The organism is Ancylobacter terrae, from assembly GCF_045108345.1.
In the GTDB taxonomy this organism is placed as follows: Bacteria; Pseudomonadota; Alphaproteobacteria; order Rhizobiales; family Xanthobacteraceae; genus Ancylobacter.
Genome location: NZ_JBJGXH010000001.1, coordinates 974,044 through 989,990, shown reverse-complemented (window position 1 = coordinate 989,990; position 15,947 = coordinate 974,044). Strand labels below are relative to the sequence as shown.

Sequence of the window (15,947 nt, the reverse complement as noted above, 5' to 3'; positions counted from 1 at the left end):
TCGGCACTGACCAGTCGGTGCGGTGAGGTGGACGATCAGGCCGATCAGGACGATGAGAGCGATCGCATCGACACCGGCGGCGCGCGCTCAGATGAAGCGCGTGTCGCCGGTGAAGGCGATGGTCAGCCAGCGCTGCGGCCCCTCCCCGCCCAGCGCCTCGCCGATCTCGGCGCGCACCGCGTCGAGGGCGGCGATCCCGACCCGCGGAAATTCCGGCGGCACCACGATGTGGATCTCGATGAAGCGGGCGCGCCCGACCTTCGAGACATAGCTCGCATAGCTGGTGAAGCCGTGGCGGGCGACCACCGCGTCCATCACCGCCCGCACCTGCCGGTCGAGCGCCGCCGGGGTGATGATCAGGATCTCGCGCACCGCCTGCCGCACCGTGCGGATCGGCACCGGGATCAGCACGAAGGTCAGCACCGCCAGCACCACCGGATCGGCATAGGGGGTGAGGTGCTCATAGGCCGTGCCCTGCATCGCATGGGCGATGAGGAACGCGGCCAGCAGCGCCGAGGTGATCAGCGCCGACATCAGCCAGCTCTGCGTGTCGAGCCGCACGAATTCCGAGTTCACCCGCCGGTTGGCGAGGCGGACATAGACGAACATGCCGAACGCGATCGCCGCCACCACCACGGCGTAGACGATCGCCCAGTCGAAGCTGAGCTCCCGCCCGCCCTTCAAGATGCCGCCGACGGCGTTGATGAAGGCGTAGAAGCACAGCAGCATCAGCACCGAGCCGTTGAAGGCCAGCACCAGCGGCTCGATATGCCAGTAGCCGTACTGGAAGCGGCGGTCGCCCTCCTGCATCAGCAGCCGCGCGACGAACAGCGCCACCGCCGACATCGCCGCATCGACCGCGCTGAACACGCCGTCGAACACGATCGACAGCGAGCCCGACAGCAGGCCGAAGGCGACGCCGAGCGCCGATATGCCGATGGTCACCGCGATCGAGATGCGCAGCAGGCGCTGCTCGGCCGCCGCCGAGGCCGGCCCGGCCATGGCCGCCTCCCGCGGCGCCGGCCCGCTCATACCAGCGCCTCGCGCCGTTCCTGCACGCCGACCTCGAACACGCGCTTGTAGCGCGCGACCTCGTCGGGCGGGCCCATCGCCTTGGTCGGGTTGTCGGAGAGCTTCACCGCCGGGCGGCCATTGGCCGAGATCACCTTGCAGACGATCGAGATCGGGTCGAGCGCCCCGTCCGGCACGAAGCCGCGGAAATCATTGGTCAGCAGCGTACCCCAGCCGAAGCCGAGCCGCACGCGGCCGGTGAAATGGCGGTAGATGCGCTCGATATCCTCGATGTCGAGCCCGTCCGAGAAGATGGCGAGCTTGCCCATCGGGTCCTGCCCGCGCGCCTGCCACCAGCGGATCGCCTCCTCGCCGCCCTCGATCGGGTCCTTGCTGTCGATGCGGATGCCGGTCCACCGCGCCACCCAGTCCGGGGCATGGGCGAGGAAGCCGCTGGTGCCGTAGGTGTCGGGCAGGATGACGCGCAGATTGCCCTCGTAATCCTCCTGCCAGTCCTCCAGCACCGCATAGGGTGCCTCGGCGAGCGCCGCATCGCCCTGCGCCAGCGCGGCATAGACCATCGGCAGCTCATGCGCGTTGGTGCCGGTCGCCTCGACCTCGCGGCGCAGCGCGATCAGGCAGTTGGAGGTGCCGAGGAAGCTCGGCCCCAGCCCCTCCATCATCGCCTGCACGCACCAGTCCTGCCACAGGAAGCCATGCCGGCGCCGGGTGCCGAAATCGGCGACATTGGCGCCGCCCAGCGCCTTCAGCCGCTCCACCTTCTCCCACACCCGGGTCATGGCGCGGGCATAGAGCACCTGGAGTTCGAACCGGCCCATGCCCTTCAGCACGGCCCGCGAGCGCAATTCGTTGATGATGGCGAGGGCCGGCACTTCCCACATGGTGGTCTCGATCCACGGCCCCTCGAAGGTCAGCTCGTACTGGCCGTCATGCTTTTCGAGGTGATAGGCCGGGAAGCGGAAGCCCTCCAGCCAGCCGATGAAGTCCGGCGCGAACATCTGCCGCTTGCCGTAGAACATGTTGCCGCGCAGCCAGGTCGATTCCCCGCGCGTGAGCGCCAGCGTGCGCACATGGTCGAGCTGCTCGCGCAAGAGCCGCTCGTCGACGATGTCGGCGATGCGGATGCGGCGAGTGCGGTTGATGATGCCGAAGGTGACCTGCGTGTCGAAATGGCGCCGGAAGATGGTCTGCGCCATCAAGAGCTTGTAGAAATCCGTGTCGAGCACGGAGCGCACGATCGGATCGATCTTCCAGGTGTGGTTGTAGACGCGCGTGGCGATGTCGATCATGCGGGGGAGCCTGCCGGTTGCTCCCCCTTCCTATCGCATCGCAGGCCGTTGCGTCAGCCGTCCGCGCTAATCGAGCACCTCGGCGTGCCCCCCGCCCGCGGGCGCGGCGCCGGGCCGGCGCATCAGCAGCAGCAGGAGGGCCGGTGCCAGCGTGATGAACATCATGAACTGGAAGTCGTCGATATAGGCGACGTTGGCGGCCTGCCGGGTGATCTCGGCGTTGAGCGCGCCGAGCGTCGCCGGATTGGCCGTGTTCCAGTACTGGTAGGCGGCGCCCGATTGCAGCATGCGGTTGAACGGGTTGACGCCCTCGACCAGCGCGGCGTGCACGATCTGGGTGTTCTGCGCCAGCAGGAACGAGGTGACCGAGACGCCGATCGCCGAGCCGACATTGCGCACCAGGCTGAACAGCGAGGTCGCGTCCGTGCGCAGCTCCGGCGTCAGCGTCGCGAAGGCGACGACGGTGAGCGGCGTGAAGACGAAGCCGAGCCCCGCCCCCTGCACGATGCTGTTCGAGATGATCTCGGCGCCCGAGACCAGCGGCGTCCAGCCGGTCATCTGCGAGAGCGACCAGGCGATCAGCCCGATCCCCAGCAGCATGACGTAGCGCGGGTCCATCCGCGCGACGATGCGCCCGCTGATCATCATGGCGAGGATGGTGCCGAAGCCGCGCGGCGCCAGCAACAGGCCGGCGGTGGCGACCGGATAGCCGCCGAGATTCTGCAGGTAGGGCGCCAGCAGCGCCGAGGTGGCGAGCAGCACCATGCCGACCGCGAACATGACCACCAGCGAGGCGACGAAGTTGCGATCGCGGAACAGGCGCGGGCTGAGGAAGGGCTTTTCCGCCGTCATCATGTGGACGACGAAGAGATAGAGCCCGAGGCCGGCCAGCACCGTCTCGGCGATGATTTCGGTCGAGCCGAACCAGTCCTTCTGCTCGCCCCGGTCCAGCATCATCTGCAGGGCGCCGATGCCGAGCGCGAGCACGCCGAAGCCGGTCCAGTCGAATTTCAGCCCGTCATTGCGCTCGCCGCCCTTCATGAAGAGGACGAGGCCGGCGGTGGCGAGGATGCCGAAGGGCAGGTTCACGTAGAACACGAAGCGCCAGTTATAGGCATCGGTCAGCCAGCCGCCGAGCGTCGGCCCGAGGATGGGCCCGAGCATGACGCCCATGCCCCAGATCGCCATGGCCTGGCCGCGCTGCTCGGCCGGGTAGAGGTCGAGCATGGTGGCCTGCGACAGCGGCACCAGCGCCGCGCCGAACACGCCCTGGGCGAGGCGGAACACCACCATCTGCGTCAGCGACTGGGCGACGCCGCACAGCATCGAGGCGACGGTGAAGCCGACCAGGCTGACGATGAAGATGTTTTTCCGCCCGAACCGGGCCGACAGCCAGCCGACCGGCGCGGTCATGATCGCGGCGGCGACGATGTAGGAGGTCAGCACCCAGGTGATCTGGTCGGAGGTCGCCGAGAGCGAGCCCTGCATATAGGGCAGCGCGACATTGGCGATGGTGGAATCGAGCGCCTGCATCAGCGTCGCCATCATCGCACAGACGGTGATGAGCGTGCGCGCCGCGCCGGCGGGCGGCGCGAGGGCGGGGGTGGCAGCGGCGGTAGCGGAAGCCGTGGCGGCGGACATGGCGGTGTCCCTCGAGCCCCTCCGCGGCCGGGGCGGCGGCAGGGGCGATGGTGGGTGCGGGCGGCGGCGTGCCGGGTGGTCATGAGACCCGGCGGCACCACCGCCCGCCATCCGGTCCGTTCCAAGCGGGGGCGGGATGGAACGGCGGACGGATCAGAACATTTCGGCGAGGCTGCGCCGGTGGCCGGTATCGATGTCGACCACGACGCTCATGCCCGCGCGCAGCACCGGATCGTCGGAGCCGTGGTCGAGCCGCACGCGGGCGGTGACGCGCTGCACCACCTTCACCCAGTTGCCGGAGGCGTTCTGGGCGGGGAGGATGGAGAATTCGGAGCCGCTGGCCGGCGAGAGGCTCTCCACCGTCCCGTGCCAGACATGGCCCGGATAGGAATCGACGCTGACATCGACCGGATCGCCCGGCTTCACGAAGGTGAGGTCGGTCTCCTTCAGATGCGCGTCGATCCACAGATCGTCGGAGGAGACCAGCGCCACCGCGCCCTGATTGGTCAGCGCCGCGGTCTGCGCGACGAGGTAGAGGCCCGGCTGCAGGCTGTCGACCGCCGTCACCGTGCCGTCGAAGGGCGCGCGCACGGTGGCGTGGTCGAGCTGGCGCTGCGCCTCGTCCACCGCCGCCTTGGCCTGGAGATATTGCGGGTGCTGCTCGACCGGCAGGTCGGGCGTGCCGCCGAGCCGGGCGAGTTGCACCTCGGCCTGCTGCTTCAGCGATTCCAGCTTGCGCTGGTCGGCCTCCAGCGCGAAGCGCGCCTGGTCGAAATTCGCCTTGGAGATGGAGTTGTCCTTCACCAGCACGTTGTAGCGGTCGAAGGTGGCCTGGTCGTTCTGCACGCTCGCCTGCTGCGCGGCGATGTCGCTCTGCATGCGGCCGTAATCGACCTTCATCGCCTTCACCGCCAGCGCGGTCTCGGCCATCGTCGCGCGCGCATTCTCCAGCGCGATCTCGTACTGGCGCGGATCGACGCGGAACAGCACGTCGCCGGCCTTCACCTGCTGGCCTTCCTTGACGTCGACATCGGCGACGAGGCCGGAGACGTCGGTCGAGACCATCAGCTTGGGCGCGCGCACATAGGCGTCGTCGGTCGAGACGTAGCGCCCGCCCGACAGCCAGGCATAGCCGGAGCCGAGCGCGACGACGAGGATGCCGCCGGCCATCAGCAGCGTGCGCAGCCGCCGCTTGCGCGTCGGGGCGGCGGCCGGCGCGCCCGCGCTCCCCGCCGGATCCGCCGCGACGACGGCCGGCGCGAGGGCCGCCGCCGGCGCCTCGACATCGGCGAGATCGTCGTCGGCAAGGTCGTCATCGGGCGGAATGTTCTTGGTGCGGTCGAGCATCGGGCTCTCCCCTCAGGACGCGACGGCGGCGCTGGCGGGCGCCCGCAGGTCGGTACACAGGTTGATCTTGAAGCGGCGCAGCACCGCCTCGAACTGCGCGACGTCCTCGGCGGACACGTCGTCGCCGAGCAGCGTCGCCACCATCTCGCGGCGCGCGACGGCGATCTCGGCGAGGATGGGATCGGCAGCGGGGGCGAGGTGCAGGCGCCAGACCCGCCGGTCGCTCGGATCGTGCCGGCGCTCGACGAAGCCGCGCGCCTCCAGCCGGTCGATCAGCCGTGCGACGGTGATCGGCTCGACCTCGACCATCTGGGCGAGCTCGTTCTGGGTCAGCCCCGGCGTGCGTTCCAGCTTGATCAGGATGACCCACTGCGCCCGGCTCATGTCATGCGCCCGCGCCCGCTGGTCGAAGCGGATGCGGATCAGATGCGCCAGCTCGTGCAGCAGGGTCATGAAGTCGTCGGTGGGCAGGATGGGACGCGCCGGCTTGGTGTCGCGCCTCTCATGAAGTCGGGTCTCGGACATCTCAGTTCCTCACGCAGCATAACATAAGCCACGTTATGATCTGCCGCGATATGCTAAGCCATGCAACAAGCGCAATGCAGTTCTGCGCGTGCGTATGGGATAGGGGGCTCTGGCGGACCGCCGAGGGATACCTATGTGCCCTTCACTTGTGCCCCTTTCAAAAGGCAGACACCCGATGACCGCACGGTCCCTGTTCGAGCCCTACACGCTCGGCGACATCACGCTTTCCAACCGCATTGTCATGGCCCCGCTGACGCGCAACCGCGCCGGCGCCGGCCTCGTGCCCTCCCCGCTCGCCGTCGAGTATTACGGCCAGCGCGCCTCCGCCGGCCTGATCATCACCGAGGCGACGCAGGTCTCCGACACCGCGCAGGGCTACCAGGACACGCCCGGCCTGTTCACCGACGCGCAGGTGGAGGGCTGGCGCCCCATCACCGCGGCGGTGCACGCCAAGGGCGGCAAGATCTTCACCCAGCTCTGGCATGTCGGGCGCGTCTCGCACCGCTCGCTGCAGCCGGGCGGCGCCGCCCCGCTCGCTCCCTCCGCCATCCGGGCGGAGACCAAGACCTATGTGAACAACCAGTTCGCCGATGTGGATGCGCCGCGCGCCCTCGAACTCGCCGAGATTCCCGGCATCGTCGATGATTTCCGCAAGGCGGCGGCCAACGCCATCCGCGCCGGCTTCGACGGCGTCGAGATCCACGGCGCCAACGGCTACCTGGTCGACCAGTTCCTGCGCGACGGCGCCAACAAGCGCACCGACGCCTATGGCGGCTCGATCGAGAACCGCACCCGCTTCCTGAAGGAAGTCACCCGCGCGATCATCGACGAGATCGGCGCCAAGCGCACCGGCATCCGCATCTCGCCGGTGACGCCGGCGAACGGCCTGTCGGACTCGAACCCGCAGGCGCTGTTCAACCATGTCGTCGACGTGCTCAACGAGCTCGGCGTGGTCTATATCCACGTCATCGAGGGCGCGACCGGCGGCCCGCGCGACATCGCGCCGGACTTCGACTTCGAGGCGCTGCACAAGCGCTACAGCGGCACCTGGATGGTCAATAACGGCTACGACAAGACGCTGGCCGAGAAGGCCGTCGCCTCCCACGCCGCCGACCTCGTCGCCTTCGGCAAGCCGTTCGTATCGAGCCCCGACGTAGTGGAACGCCTGCGCCGCGGCGCGCCGTTCAACGAGGTCGACCGCGACCATCTCTATGGCGGCGGCGCCAAGGGCTATGTCGATTATCCCACGCTGGACGCCGTTCCCGCGTGACGAGACCGATCGCCCGGCGCTCGGCGTCGGGCGGTCAGCCCTTCCAGGCGACGAAATCGATCTCGACGATGGCGCCGCACGCCAGCCCGGTCACGCCGATGCAGGTGCGCGCCGGCAGCCGGTCCGGCGGGAAATAGCTGCGATAGACCGCGTTCATCGGCGCGAAGTCCCGCTCGAACGCGGTCAGGTAGATGCGCGTCTGCACGACATCGGCGAGCGAAAAGCCGGCGCCTTCGAGCACCAGGATCAGATTGTCCATGACGCGGCGCGTCTGCGCCTCGATGCCCTCGGGCAGCGGCGCGGCATCGTCCGTCGGATCGGTCGGCATCTGGCCGGTCACGAACAGCCAGGGGCCGACGCGCACGGCATGGCTGAACGGCCCGACCGGCGTCGGCGCGCCCTCGATCTTCAGGAACAGCGGCAGAAGGGAATCGGACGGGAGGCTCATGCGCCGAGACTAGCGCGCGCCTCCCGTCCGGCAAGTGTGCATCCGCGCCGTCAGGCCGCCGCGAGTTCGGCCGGACGCTGCGTGCGGACGGACACGTCCACCGTCATGCCGAGATAATCGCCGATCAGCCCGGTGAAGCCGCCGGCCACCGGCACCGCCTGGCTCGGGTCGCGCGTCACCGCGACGCGGATGAGATTGTCGGCGGCGATCAGCCCGTTGGTCGGGTCGAACTCCACCCAGCCGGCGCCCGGCAGGTAGATGTCGGCCCAGGCATGCGTCGCCCCGGCACCGATCACCCCGGCCCCGTCGCCGTCCAGCGCGGGATCGTAGAGATAGCCGGTGACGAAGCGCGCGCCGAAACCGAGCGAGCGCACCGCCTCGATCAGCAGCAGGGCGAAGTCGCGGCAGGAACCGGAACCAAGCCGCAGCGTCTCGAGCGGCGACTGCGTGCCCTGCTCGTTGCGCACCTGATAGAGGAAGCCGTTGCGGATGCCGCTGTTGATGTCCATCAGCAGCGCCATCGTGTCGGTCGGCCGGGCGGCCACGAAGCCCTGCGCCCAGGCGGCGAGCTCGCCGTTGGGATCGGGGTAGTGACATTCCAGCATGCGGCCGAGATCGGTGCGGTCGTCGGTCGAATAGACGAACGGATAGGTGCGCGCCGACTCCTCCAGCTCGAAATCGAGGCTGCCAGTGCCGTAGCGCTCCAGCGTCAGCAGGCTCTCGATGCGCAGCTCGGTGGCCGGCTCGAGAAAGTCGACGATGGCGACGGAATTGCCGAACACGTCGTGCAGCCAGCGCACGTCGCCATGCGGCGAGAGGATGAGTTCGGCGCCCACGAGCCGCAGGTCGTGGCTGTCCCGCGGGCGCAGCATCAGCCGGTGCGGCTGGAACACCACCGGGTTGGCATAGGAATAGTGCGTCAGATGACGCACGGTCAGGGTCTGCATCTCGTTGGTCTCCCCGCGGCCATCGCCCGCCGCGCTCCGCGCGCGGACGCACCCCGCCGCATAGGCTCAGCGCGCGAAGACGCGCCCGACGATGAAGCCGAGCACGCCAGCCGCGATCAGCGCGTTGAATGAATAGGCCCGACGGTCGTCCGGCAGCACGGTGTCGACGGCTTCCTTCGCCTTGGTGCCGAGTTCCTCGGCTTCCTTGCGCACCATGTCGGTGATGTTTCCCCTCGCCTGCGCGTTCATGTCGACACTCCTCCGCCTGAACCTGGACGCAGGACAACGCCGCGCACGGGATTTGGTTCGGGCGGGGGATTGCGGGGCGTGGGGAAAATCAGATGCGGCCGGCGATGAAGGCCACCATTTCGGCCGGGCCGGCGGTCTTCACGATCCGCACGCGGCGCCCCCCGCACATGTCGCAGCGCAGCCGGGCGGCCTTGCCCGGGGCGGCGGGATCCGGCAGCGCGAGGGCGCCGGCATCGGTGCCGCGGCCGATGATCGAACGTCGGCCGCAGCGAAGGCATTCGGCGCAGAGCATGGCGGTCTCCCGGGGGTCACGTCCCTAGATGGGCGCTCGCCTCCTCATCGGCCACCCTGGAGCGCCGGTCCGCCGCGGCAGCCGCGGCGGCAGGCACCGGAAAGGACGGCCTCAGGCCGCGGGCGCCTTGCGGGCGCGGGTCTTCTTGGCCGGGGCCGGCGGCGGCTCGGGCTTCTTGCGCTGCTGGCCGAGGCCCATCTTCTTGGCGAGGTTGGAGCGGGTGGCGGCGTAGTTCGGCGCGACCATCGGATAATCGCTCGGCAAGCCCCACTTGGCGCGGTACTCGTCCGGGGTGAGGTTATACTGCGTGCGCAGATGCCGCTTCAGCGACTTGAACTTCTTCCCGTCGTCGAGGCAGATGATGTAATCCGGGGTGACGGACTTCTTCACCGGGACGGCCGGCTTCAGCGTCTCTGCTTCCACGACCGGGGCCGGATTGCCCAGACCCGCCAGCGCCGCATGCACCTTGGCGATCAGATCGGGAAGTTCCGTCGCGGGAACCGAGTTGTTGCCGACGAACGCGGCCACGACATCTGCCGTCAGCGTCAGATACGCTGCCGAGGATTTATCCTGCTCAGACATTTGTTTTCTCCATGAACGGGGAATGTCTCTAGGCACGAGAATCGCGAACGTCAACAAGTATTCATGTGAGAATGCCTTAAATAGCCCGCCAGTCATAGGCCCGCAAATGCGCCGCGACCGCGCGGTGCGGCCGGATGATCGCCGGCAAACATCCCGGATCTTCGTGCGATATCCGGGCGCGACACCGCCGGTACCGACCGTTGCGGAATACCGCGCACGCCGATCCGGCACCGGGGGCGCAAAGGCCGGCCAGAAGACATGCGAGGTCGGGACGCAACGGCACCGCGCGCGCCACAGCGCGGAAAACGCGTCGAATTCTACGCGACCGCGAGAAGATGATTACTGAGGGCCCCGTAATACCAGCTATTCGCGTGGACCACGCGCGCCAAACGGACGGCGCCGGGGCGCGTGAGACCGGATTGCGGATAGACCGGAAAGTACAGGATCGGATGAGAGCGCCGCCGGTACGAACGGCGCCGGAGATCACTGCGGGCGCGGCGACAGGCAGGCAGCCTTGGCAATCTCCCTCAACGGAAGGGAGCCGACGCTCGACTTCATGACCACGCGCCGATGCCGGCGATCGACGCCGCCGCGCCGTGTCATCATCTCTGCGTGAGGGATCGTCCGGGAGAACCGAACCCGCCCTGAGGCGGGGATGGTGGGCGCACTAGGGCTCGAACCTAGGACCCGCTGATTAAGAGTCAGCTGCTCTACCAACTGAGCTATGCGCCCGGACCAGTCGCGGCAAGAAATCCCGCGAGCCGCGGTCGTGTAGCAAAGGCATCCGGCCTTGTCCATAGCCCGGATGCGCGAATTGTGATGCGAGCGGCGCGGGGCCTGTGGACAAGCCCGCGCGCCCGCGCCTCACTCCTGGAAGGCCTCCTCGCGCTTCTTGCGCACCGAGGGCAGCAGCACCACCACCAGCGCCAGCACGGCGATGGCCAGCAGCGAGGCCGAGAGCGGGCGGGTGACGAACACCGTGGGATCGCCGCGCGAGATCAGCAGCGCCCGGCGCAGATATTCTTCCAGCATCGGCCCGATGATGAAGCCCAGCAGCAGCGGCGCCGGCTCGCAGTCGAGCTTGACCAGCACGTAGCCGACCAGCCCAAACGCGGCCATGGCGAACACGTCGAGCGTGTTGTTGTTCACGCTGTAGACGCCGATGCAGCAGAAGGCGACGATCATCGGGAACAGCACGTGATAGGGCACGGTGAGCAGGCGCACCCAGATGCCGATCAGCGGCAGGTTCAGCAGCACCAGCATCAGGTTGCCGATCCACATCGAGGCGATGATGCCCCAGAACAGGTCCGGCTTCTCGTTGACCACGTTCGGCCCCGGCACGATGCCCTGGATGATCAGCGCGCCGATCATCAGCGCCATCACCGGGTTGGAGGGAATGCCGAGCGTCAGCATCGGGATGAAGGAGGTCTGGGCGCCGGCATTGTTCGCCGCCTCCGGTCCCGCCACGCCCTCGATCGCGCCCTTGCCGAACTGCTCGGGATGCTTCGACACCTTCTTCTCGATGGAATAGGCCGCGAAGGAGGACAGCATCGCCCCGCCGCCCGGCAGGATGCCGAGGAAGGAGCCGAGCGTGGTGCCGCGGATCACCGGCAGGGCGATCTGCTTGAACTCGGCGAGCGAGAGCATCAGCCCCTTCACCTTCTGGACGCCCACCGTGCGGGTGTGCTCGTCCTCGAGGTTGCGGATGATCTCGCCGAGCCCGAACACGCCCATGGCCAGCGCGACGAATTCGATGCCGTCGGCGAGGTCGGGAATGTCCATGGTGAAGCGGGGGATGCCGGTATAGACGTCCTGGCCGGCGAGGCCGAGCAGGATGCCCAGCACCACCATCGCCAGCGCCTTCACCACCGAACCCGAGGCCAGCGTCACCGAGGCGACGAGGCCGAGCACCATCAGCGCGAAATATTCCGGCGCGCCGAATTTGAGCGCGAGATCGGCGAGCGGCGGCGCGAACAGCGCCAGCAGGAAGGTCGCCACCGTACCGGCGAAGAACGAGCCGAGCGCCGCCGTGGCCAGCGCCACGCCCGCCCGCCCCTGCCGCGCCATCTGGTAGCCGTCGAGCGCGGTAACCACGGACGAGCTCTCGCCCGGCAGGTTGATCAGGATCGCCGTGGTCGAGCCGCCATACTGCGCGCCGTAATAGATCCCCGCGAGCATGATCAGCGCCGAGACCGGCGGCAGGCCGAAGGTGATCGGCAGCAGCATGGCGATGGTCGCCACCGGCCCGAGGCCGGGCAGCACGCCGATCAGCGTGCCGAGCAGCACGCCGATGAAGCAGTAGAAGATGTTCTGGAAGGACAGCGCGACGGAGAAGCCGAGCGCCAGATTGTCGAAGATTTCCATCGGTCCGCCCCCTCAATAGCCGCCGAGCAGCGGCCCGAGCATGGGCAGCGGCAGGCCGAGCGCCTTCACGAAGACGCCCCAGGCGAAAAGCACCATGATCGCGGTCAGGATCAGCGCCGTGACGATGTGGAACTTGCGGCTGCCGAGCGCGGAGATGAACACCGACAGCCCGATCGCCGGCCCGAGGCCCAGCGTGCGCACGCCGAGGCCGAACACCACCACCGCGATCGTGACCGCCGCGAGCGCCCGCCACGGCAGTTCCGACAGCTGCACCGGCGCGCCCTCATCGGGGAAGCGCAGGCCGGTGACCAGCACGATGATCCCCAGCACGCCGAGCACGCCGGACAGCAGCAGCGGGAAATAGCCCGGTCCCATGCGCATCGCCGTGCCCATCGGCAGGTCGGTGGTCATCAGGGCGAACCATGCGGCCAGCCCGATCAGGAGCAGCCCGGCGACGATGTCCTTCGGATTTCGTACGAATCGGCTCACGGCATTCTCCACGCGGGCGGACAAGGGGCCGGATCGGCGGCGACCGCGACCGCGTCGTGCGGCCGTCGCGGCGCCGGATGCCGGGAGCATGCGGCAGCGGAGGGGATGGTCGCCGCCGCCGGAAGAAGGGCCGCCCGGCGGGTCGCGCGGGCGGGGTCTGCCAGCGATCGCGGCGCGCCCGGCGGCACGCCGCGAGAGCCGTCCGATCAGTCGGCGTAGACGCCGGCCTGCTCGATCACCGGCTTCCACTTCGCCACCTCGGCGGCGAGGAAGGCCTTGTGGACCTCCGGCGTGGCCCGCTCCTGCGCCACCGGCTCGGTGCCGAGGTCGGCGAAGCGGGCGATCACCTTGGGATCCTGCAGCGCGGTCTTGAGCGCGGCGTTGATCTTGGCGATCACCGCCGGCGGGGTGCCCTTGGGCGCGTAGATGCCGTGCCACACCGCGACCTCGAAGTCCTTCACGCCGCCTTCCTGCAGGGTCGGCACGTCGGCGAGCGACTTCACCCGGTCCTTGGTGGTGACGGCATAGACCTTCACCTTGCCGGCCTTGATCTGCCCGGTGGTGTTGGTGGTCTGGTCGCAGAGCAGGTCGATCTGGCCGCCGACGAGGTCGTTCATGGCCGGGCCCGTGCCCTGATAGGGAACGGTGGTGACCTGCGTGCCGAGCGAGGACATCAGCAGCATGCCGCACAGGTGCGAGGCGGAGCCGACGCCGGCATTGCCGTAGATGACCTTGTCCTTGTTCTCCTTGATGTAGGCGATGAGCTCGGGCACGTCCTTGGGCGGCAGCCCAGTCTTGGCGATCACCGTCATCGGCACGTCGGTGACGAGGCCCACCGGCTCGAAATCGGTCAGCACGTTGTAGGGCAGCTTGCGGTAGAGCGTCGCCGCGGTCGCCTGGCCGATATGGTGCAGCAGCAGCGTGTAGCCGTCCGGCGCGGCCTTGGCCACCTGGCCCGCGCCGCGGGTGCCGCCGGCGCCGCCGACATTCTCGATCACGACCTGCTGGCCGAGGGTCTTCGACATCGATTCCGCGATCAGGCGGGCCACCGTGTCGGTGGGGCCGCCGGCGGTGAAGGGCACGACCATGGTGATGGGCCGGGTGGGATAGTCCTGCGCCTGCGCGCCGCCGAGGGGCGACACCGCCAGCGCGGCGGCCATCACGACGGCTGCCTTGATCAGCTTTCTCATCTGTTCCTCCCGGAAAGGTCGATCCGAACGTTTTGAAAGATGCACGGCGATCCGTTCAAACGGCCGCGCTTCCCAGTGACTTAAGCGACCATCCGCCTGCCGCGCCGTCAAGTCGTCCCGTGCACCAAAACGTCGGGCCGCAAACTCGCCCCGCCGGCGGTTCCGCGGCACCTAGGAAGCGGGCCGACGGCACGCCATATTGCGCACCATGATTCAGGAGCCGCCGCCGCTCGTCGTCGAGATCGACCATCGCGACCCGTGGGACGCCGCCCGCCGTCTCGCGGCAATGCCCGGTCTCGCCTTCCTCGACAGCGCGATGATGCATCCCCGGCTCGGGCGCTGGTCCTATGTCGCCGCCGATCCGTTCGGGCGCTTCCGCGTCGAGGGCGGCCGCGCGGTCTGGAACGGCGTTGCCGAGGAGGCCGCGCCGCTGCCCGCGCTGCGCGCCCGGCTCGCCCGCTACGCCCAGCCGCGCCTGGAGCTGGAGGCCGGCTTCCAGGGCGGGGCGATCGGCTATCTCGCCTATGAGGCCGGCCGGCTGTTCGACCGCTTCCCGACCCCGGCGGCCGAGCCGGGCGAAGGGCCCGAGATCGATCTCGGCTTCTACGACGTGGTGTTCGCCTTCGACGCGGTGGCCCGGCGCGCCTTCGCCATCTCCACCGGCTGGCCCGAGGCGGAGCCGACCCGCCGCCGCGCGCGGGCGGGCGACCGGCTCGCGATGATGCGCGCCGCGCTCGACACGCCGCCCGCCGCGCCCGGCGAGGCGCCGCCGCCGGAACCCGCCTGGGCCTCCCGCTTCACGGCGGAGACCTACCGCGCCGCCGTCGCCCGCGTGGTCGATTACATCCGCGCCGGCGACATCTTCCAGGCCAATTTCACCCAGCAGTTCCGCGCCGAGGTCGGCGCCATCGACCCGCTGGCGCTGTACGACCGGCTGCGCCGCGCCAATCCCGCCACCTTCGCCGCGCTGCTGGTGAATGCGGATCGCACCATCGCCTCCTCCTCGCCCGAGCGCTTCTTCGCGCTCAACGGCCGCGAGGTCGAGACGCGGCCGATCAAGGGCACCACGCCCCGCTCGGTCGAGCCCTCGCTGGATGCCCATCGCGGCCGCGAGCTCGCCGCGAGCGAGAAGGACCGCGCCGAGAACGTGATGATCGTCGACCTGCTGCGCAACGATCTCTCGCGCGTCTGCGAGGCCGGCACGGTGAAGGTGCCCCGCCTGTGCGGACTGGAGACCTACGCCAATGTGCACCACCTCGTCTCGGTGGTGACCGGGCGGCTGCGCGAGGGCCGCGACGGGCTGGACCTGATCGGCGCCGCCTTCCCCGGCGGCTCCATCACCGGCGCCCCGAAGATCCGCGCCATGGAGATCATCCGCGAACTGGAAGGCGGGCCGCGCGGCATCTATTGCGGCTCGATCGGCTATATCGGCTTCGACGGCAGCATCGACCTCAACATCGCCATCCGCACGCTGATGGTCGAGAACGGCATTGCCAGCTTCGGCGTCGGCGGCGGCATCACCGTGCTCTCCGACCCGGCGCAGGAGCATGCCGAGAGCCTGACCAAGGCCGAGCGGCTGTTCCGCGCCTTCCGCGCCCCGCTGCGGGAGACGGCGCCGTGATCCTCGTCATCGACAATTACGACAGCTTCGTCTTCAACATCGCCCGCTACCTCGCCGAACTCGGCGTCGAGGCGCAGGTGGTCCGCAACGACGCGCTCGACGTCGCGGCCATCGCCGCCAGCGGGGCCAAGGCGCTGATCGTCTCGCCCGGCCCCTGCGCGCCGGACGAGGCGGGCGTCTCGCTCGCGGCCATCCGCGAACTCTCCGGCCGGCTGCCGATCCTCGGCGTGTGCCTCGGCCACCAGTGCATCGGCCAGGTCTTCGGTGGGCAGGTGGTACGGGCAAAGGAGCCGATGCACGGGCGCGCCTCCGCCATCCGCCATCACGGCACCGACGTCTTCGCCGGCCTGCCCTCGCCGTTCAAGGCCGGACGCTATCATTCGCTGGCGGTGGAGCTTTCGGGAAGCGAACCGCTCGTCGCCACCGCCTGGAGCGCGGATGGCGAGATCATGGGCCTCGCCCATCGCGAGCACCCGACCTTCGGCGTCCAGTTCCACCCGGAATCGGTGCTCACCGAGCACGGCTACCGCATCCTCGGCAACTTCCTGCGCCTCGCGGGCATCGCCGGGGCGGCGCCGGCCGCGCCCGACGAGGTGGCGCCGACGGCGGCAGGCGCCTACCCGCCGCTGCTGACGCCGGCGGCGCTGCCCACCCCGGAATG

15 protein-coding genes, 1 tRNA gene and 1 pseudogene are annotated in these 15,947 nt (G+C 69.1%); 3 read left to right on the top strand and 14 right to left on the bottom strand.

Features of this window, described 5'->3' with window-relative positions; genetic code table 11:
* Positions 1 to 87 precede the first annotated feature (87 nt).
* From ACEUEL_RS04760 to ACEUEL_RS04740, 5 genes are all read right to left on the bottom strand, one after another.
* Entirely contained in the window at positions 88 to 1,002 is a 915-nt protein-coding gene (locus ACEUEL_RS04760) for a cation diffusion facilitator family transporter (protein WP_405702672.1), read from the bottom strand.
* A 26-nt stretch (positions 1,003 to 1,028) separates the two neighbouring features.
* Positions 1,029 to 2,321 carry a nicotinate phosphoribosyltransferase gene (gene pncB / locus ACEUEL_RS04755; RefSeq protein WP_405702670.1) on the bottom strand — a complete coding sequence of 431 codons (1,293 nt, stop codon included), beginning with the start codon at positions 2,319 to 2,321 and terminating at the stop codon, positions 1,029 to 1,031.
* Between the two features lie 66 nt (positions 2,322 to 2,387).
* Entirely contained in the window at positions 2,388 to 3,962 is a 1,575-nt protein-coding gene (locus ACEUEL_RS04750; RefSeq protein WP_405702669.1) for a DHA2 family efflux MFS transporter permease subunit, read from the bottom strand.
* A 153-nt stretch (positions 3,963 to 4,115) separates the two neighbouring features.
* Complete coding sequence (locus tag ACEUEL_RS04745; protein WP_405702667.1) at positions 4,116 to 5,309, bottom strand: HlyD family secretion protein; 1,194 nt, start codon at positions 5,307 to 5,309, stop codon at positions 4,116 to 4,118.
* Positions 5,310 to 5,321: 12 nt separating this feature from the next.
* On the bottom strand, positions 5,322 to 5,834 hold the full coding sequence (locus tag ACEUEL_RS04740) for a MarR family winged helix-turn-helix transcriptional regulator (RefSeq protein ID WP_405702665.1): 513 nt from the start codon (positions 5,832 to 5,834) through the stop codon (positions 5,322 to 5,324).
* Between the two features lie 175 nt (positions 5,835 to 6,009).
* Between ACEUEL_RS04740 and ACEUEL_RS04735 the strand changes: the two genes are divergently transcribed.
* Positions 6,010 to 7,104, top strand: coding sequence for an alkene reductase (locus ACEUEL_RS04735; protein ID WP_405702664.1), 1,095 nt, complete (start codon positions 6,010 to 6,012; stop codon positions 7,102 to 7,104).
* 34 nt (positions 7,105 to 7,138) lie between these two features.
* Here the strand turns inward: ACEUEL_RS04735 and ACEUEL_RS04730 are convergent, their stop codons facing one another.
* From ACEUEL_RS04730 to ACEUEL_RS04690, 9 genes are all read right to left on the bottom strand, one after another.
* A complete protein-coding gene (locus tag ACEUEL_RS04730) occupies positions 7,139 to 7,552 on the bottom strand; it encodes a RidA family protein (RefSeq protein ID WP_405702661.1) in 414 nt (137 codons plus the stop codon).
* 50 nt (positions 7,553 to 7,602) lie between these two features.
* The gene (locus ACEUEL_RS04725; RefSeq protein WP_405702659.1) at positions 7,603 to 8,499 is read right to left on the bottom strand and encodes a transglutaminase family protein; all 897 of its coding nucleotides are present in this window, start codon (positions 8,497 to 8,499) and stop codon (positions 7,603 to 7,605) included.
* 66 nt (positions 8,500 to 8,565) lie between these two features.
* A complete protein-coding gene (locus tag ACEUEL_RS04720; protein WP_405702656.1) occupies positions 8,566 to 8,748 on the bottom strand; it encodes a hypothetical protein in 183 nt (60 codons plus the stop codon).
* Between the two features lie 88 nt (positions 8,749 to 8,836).
* On the bottom strand, positions 8,837 to 9,040 hold the full coding sequence (locus ACEUEL_RS04715; protein ID WP_405702654.1) for a hypothetical protein: 204 nt from the start codon (positions 9,038 to 9,040) through the stop codon (positions 8,837 to 8,839).
* 111 nt (positions 9,041 to 9,151) lie between these two features.
* On the bottom strand, positions 9,152 to 9,622 hold the full coding sequence (locus ACEUEL_RS04710) for a MucR family transcriptional regulator (RefSeq protein WP_405702651.1): 471 nt from the start codon (positions 9,620 to 9,622) through the stop codon (positions 9,152 to 9,154).
* Positions 9,623 to 10,278: 656 nt separating this feature from the next.
* Positions 10,279 to 10,354: transfer RNA gene (locus ACEUEL_RS04705), tRNA-Lys, on the bottom strand.
* Between the two features lie 132 nt (positions 10,355 to 10,486).
* Positions 10,487 to 11,986 carry a tripartite tricarboxylate transporter permease gene (locus ACEUEL_RS04700; protein ID WP_405702650.1) on the bottom strand — a complete coding sequence of 500 codons (1,500 nt, stop codon included), beginning with the start codon at positions 11,984 to 11,986 and terminating at the stop codon, positions 10,487 to 10,489.
* Between the two features lie 12 nt (positions 11,987 to 11,998).
* Complete coding sequence (locus ACEUEL_RS04695) at positions 11,999 to 12,475, bottom strand: tripartite tricarboxylate transporter TctB family protein (protein WP_405702648.1); 477 nt, start codon at positions 12,473 to 12,475, stop codon at positions 11,999 to 12,001.
* Positions 12,476 to 12,681: 206 nt separating this feature from the next.
* On the bottom strand, positions 12,682 to 13,665 hold the full coding sequence (locus ACEUEL_RS04690; RefSeq protein ID WP_405702645.1) for a tripartite tricarboxylate transporter substrate binding protein BugD: 984 nt from the start codon (positions 13,663 to 13,665) through the stop codon (positions 12,682 to 12,684).
* Between the two features lie 208 nt (positions 13,666 to 13,873).
* Between ACEUEL_RS04690 and pabB the strand changes: the two genes are divergently transcribed.
* Complete coding sequence (gene pabB / locus ACEUEL_RS04685) at positions 13,874 to 15,286, top strand: aminodeoxychorismate synthase component I (protein WP_405706570.1); 1,413 nt, start codon at positions 13,874 to 13,876, stop codon at positions 15,284 to 15,286.
* Positions 15,283 to 15,843 (top strand): annotated as a pseudogene (locus tag ACEUEL_RS04680) (anthranilate synthase component II); the annotation flags it as partial. The gene pabB and the pseudogene ACEUEL_RS04680, both read left to right, overlap by 4 nt.
* Positions 15,844 to 15,947 lie beyond the last annotated feature (104 nt).

Bases quoted from the DNA above. Each gene is read 5' to 3' on its own strand.
- ACEUEL_RS04725 (WP_405702659.1), bottom strand. From the start codon at position 8,499: ATGCAGACCCTGACCGTGCGTCATCTGACGCACTATTCCTATGCCAAC.
- ACEUEL_RS04750 (WP_405702669.1), bottom strand. From the start codon at position 3,962: ATGTCCGCCGCCACGGCTTCCGCTACCGCCGCTGCCACCCCCGCCCTC.
- ACEUEL_RS04730 (WP_405702661.1), bottom strand. From the start codon at position 7,552: ATGAGCCTCCCGTCCGATTCCCTTCTGCCGCTGTTCCTGAAGATCGAG.
- ACEUEL_RS04735 (WP_405702664.1), top strand. From the start codon at position 6,010: ATGACCGCACGGTCCCTGTTCGAGCCCTACACGCTCGGCGACATCACG.
- ACEUEL_RS04760 (WP_405702672.1), bottom strand. From the start codon at position 1,002: ATGGCCGGGCCGGCCTCGGCGGCGGCCGAGCAGCGCCTGCTGCGCATC.
- ACEUEL_RS04745 (WP_405702667.1), bottom strand. From the start codon at position 5,309: ATGCTCGACCGCACCAAGAACATTCCGCCCGATGACGACCTTGCCGAC.
- ACEUEL_RS04715 (WP_405702654.1), bottom strand. From the start codon at position 9,040: ATGCTCTGCGCCGAATGCCTTCGCTGCGGCCGACGTTCGATCATCGGC.
- ACEUEL_RS04740 (WP_405702665.1), bottom strand. From the start codon at position 5,834: ATGTCCGAGACCCGACTTCATGAGAGGCGCGACACCAAGCCGGCGCGT.
- ACEUEL_RS04700 (WP_405702650.1), bottom strand. From the start codon at position 11,986: ATGGAAATCTTCGACAATCTGGCGCTCGGCTTCTCCGTCGCGCTGTCC.
- pncB (WP_405702670.1), bottom strand. From the start codon at position 2,321: ATGATCGACATCGCCACGCGCGTCTACAACCACACCTGGAAGATCGAT.
- ACEUEL_RS04690 (WP_405702645.1), bottom strand. From the start codon at position 13,665: ATGAGAAAGCTGATCAAGGCAGCCGTCGTGATGGCCGCCGCGCTGGCG.
- pabB (WP_405706570.1), top strand. From the start codon at position 13,874: ATGATTCAGGAGCCGCCGCCGCTCGTCGTCGAGATCGACCATCGCGAC.
- ACEUEL_RS04720 (WP_405702656.1), bottom strand. From the start codon at position 8,748: ATGAACGCGCAGGCGAGGGGAAACATCACCGACATGGTGCGCAAGGAA.
- ACEUEL_RS04710 (WP_405702651.1), bottom strand. From the start codon at position 9,622: ATGTCTGAGCAGGATAAATCCTCGGCAGCGTATCTGACGCTGACGGCA.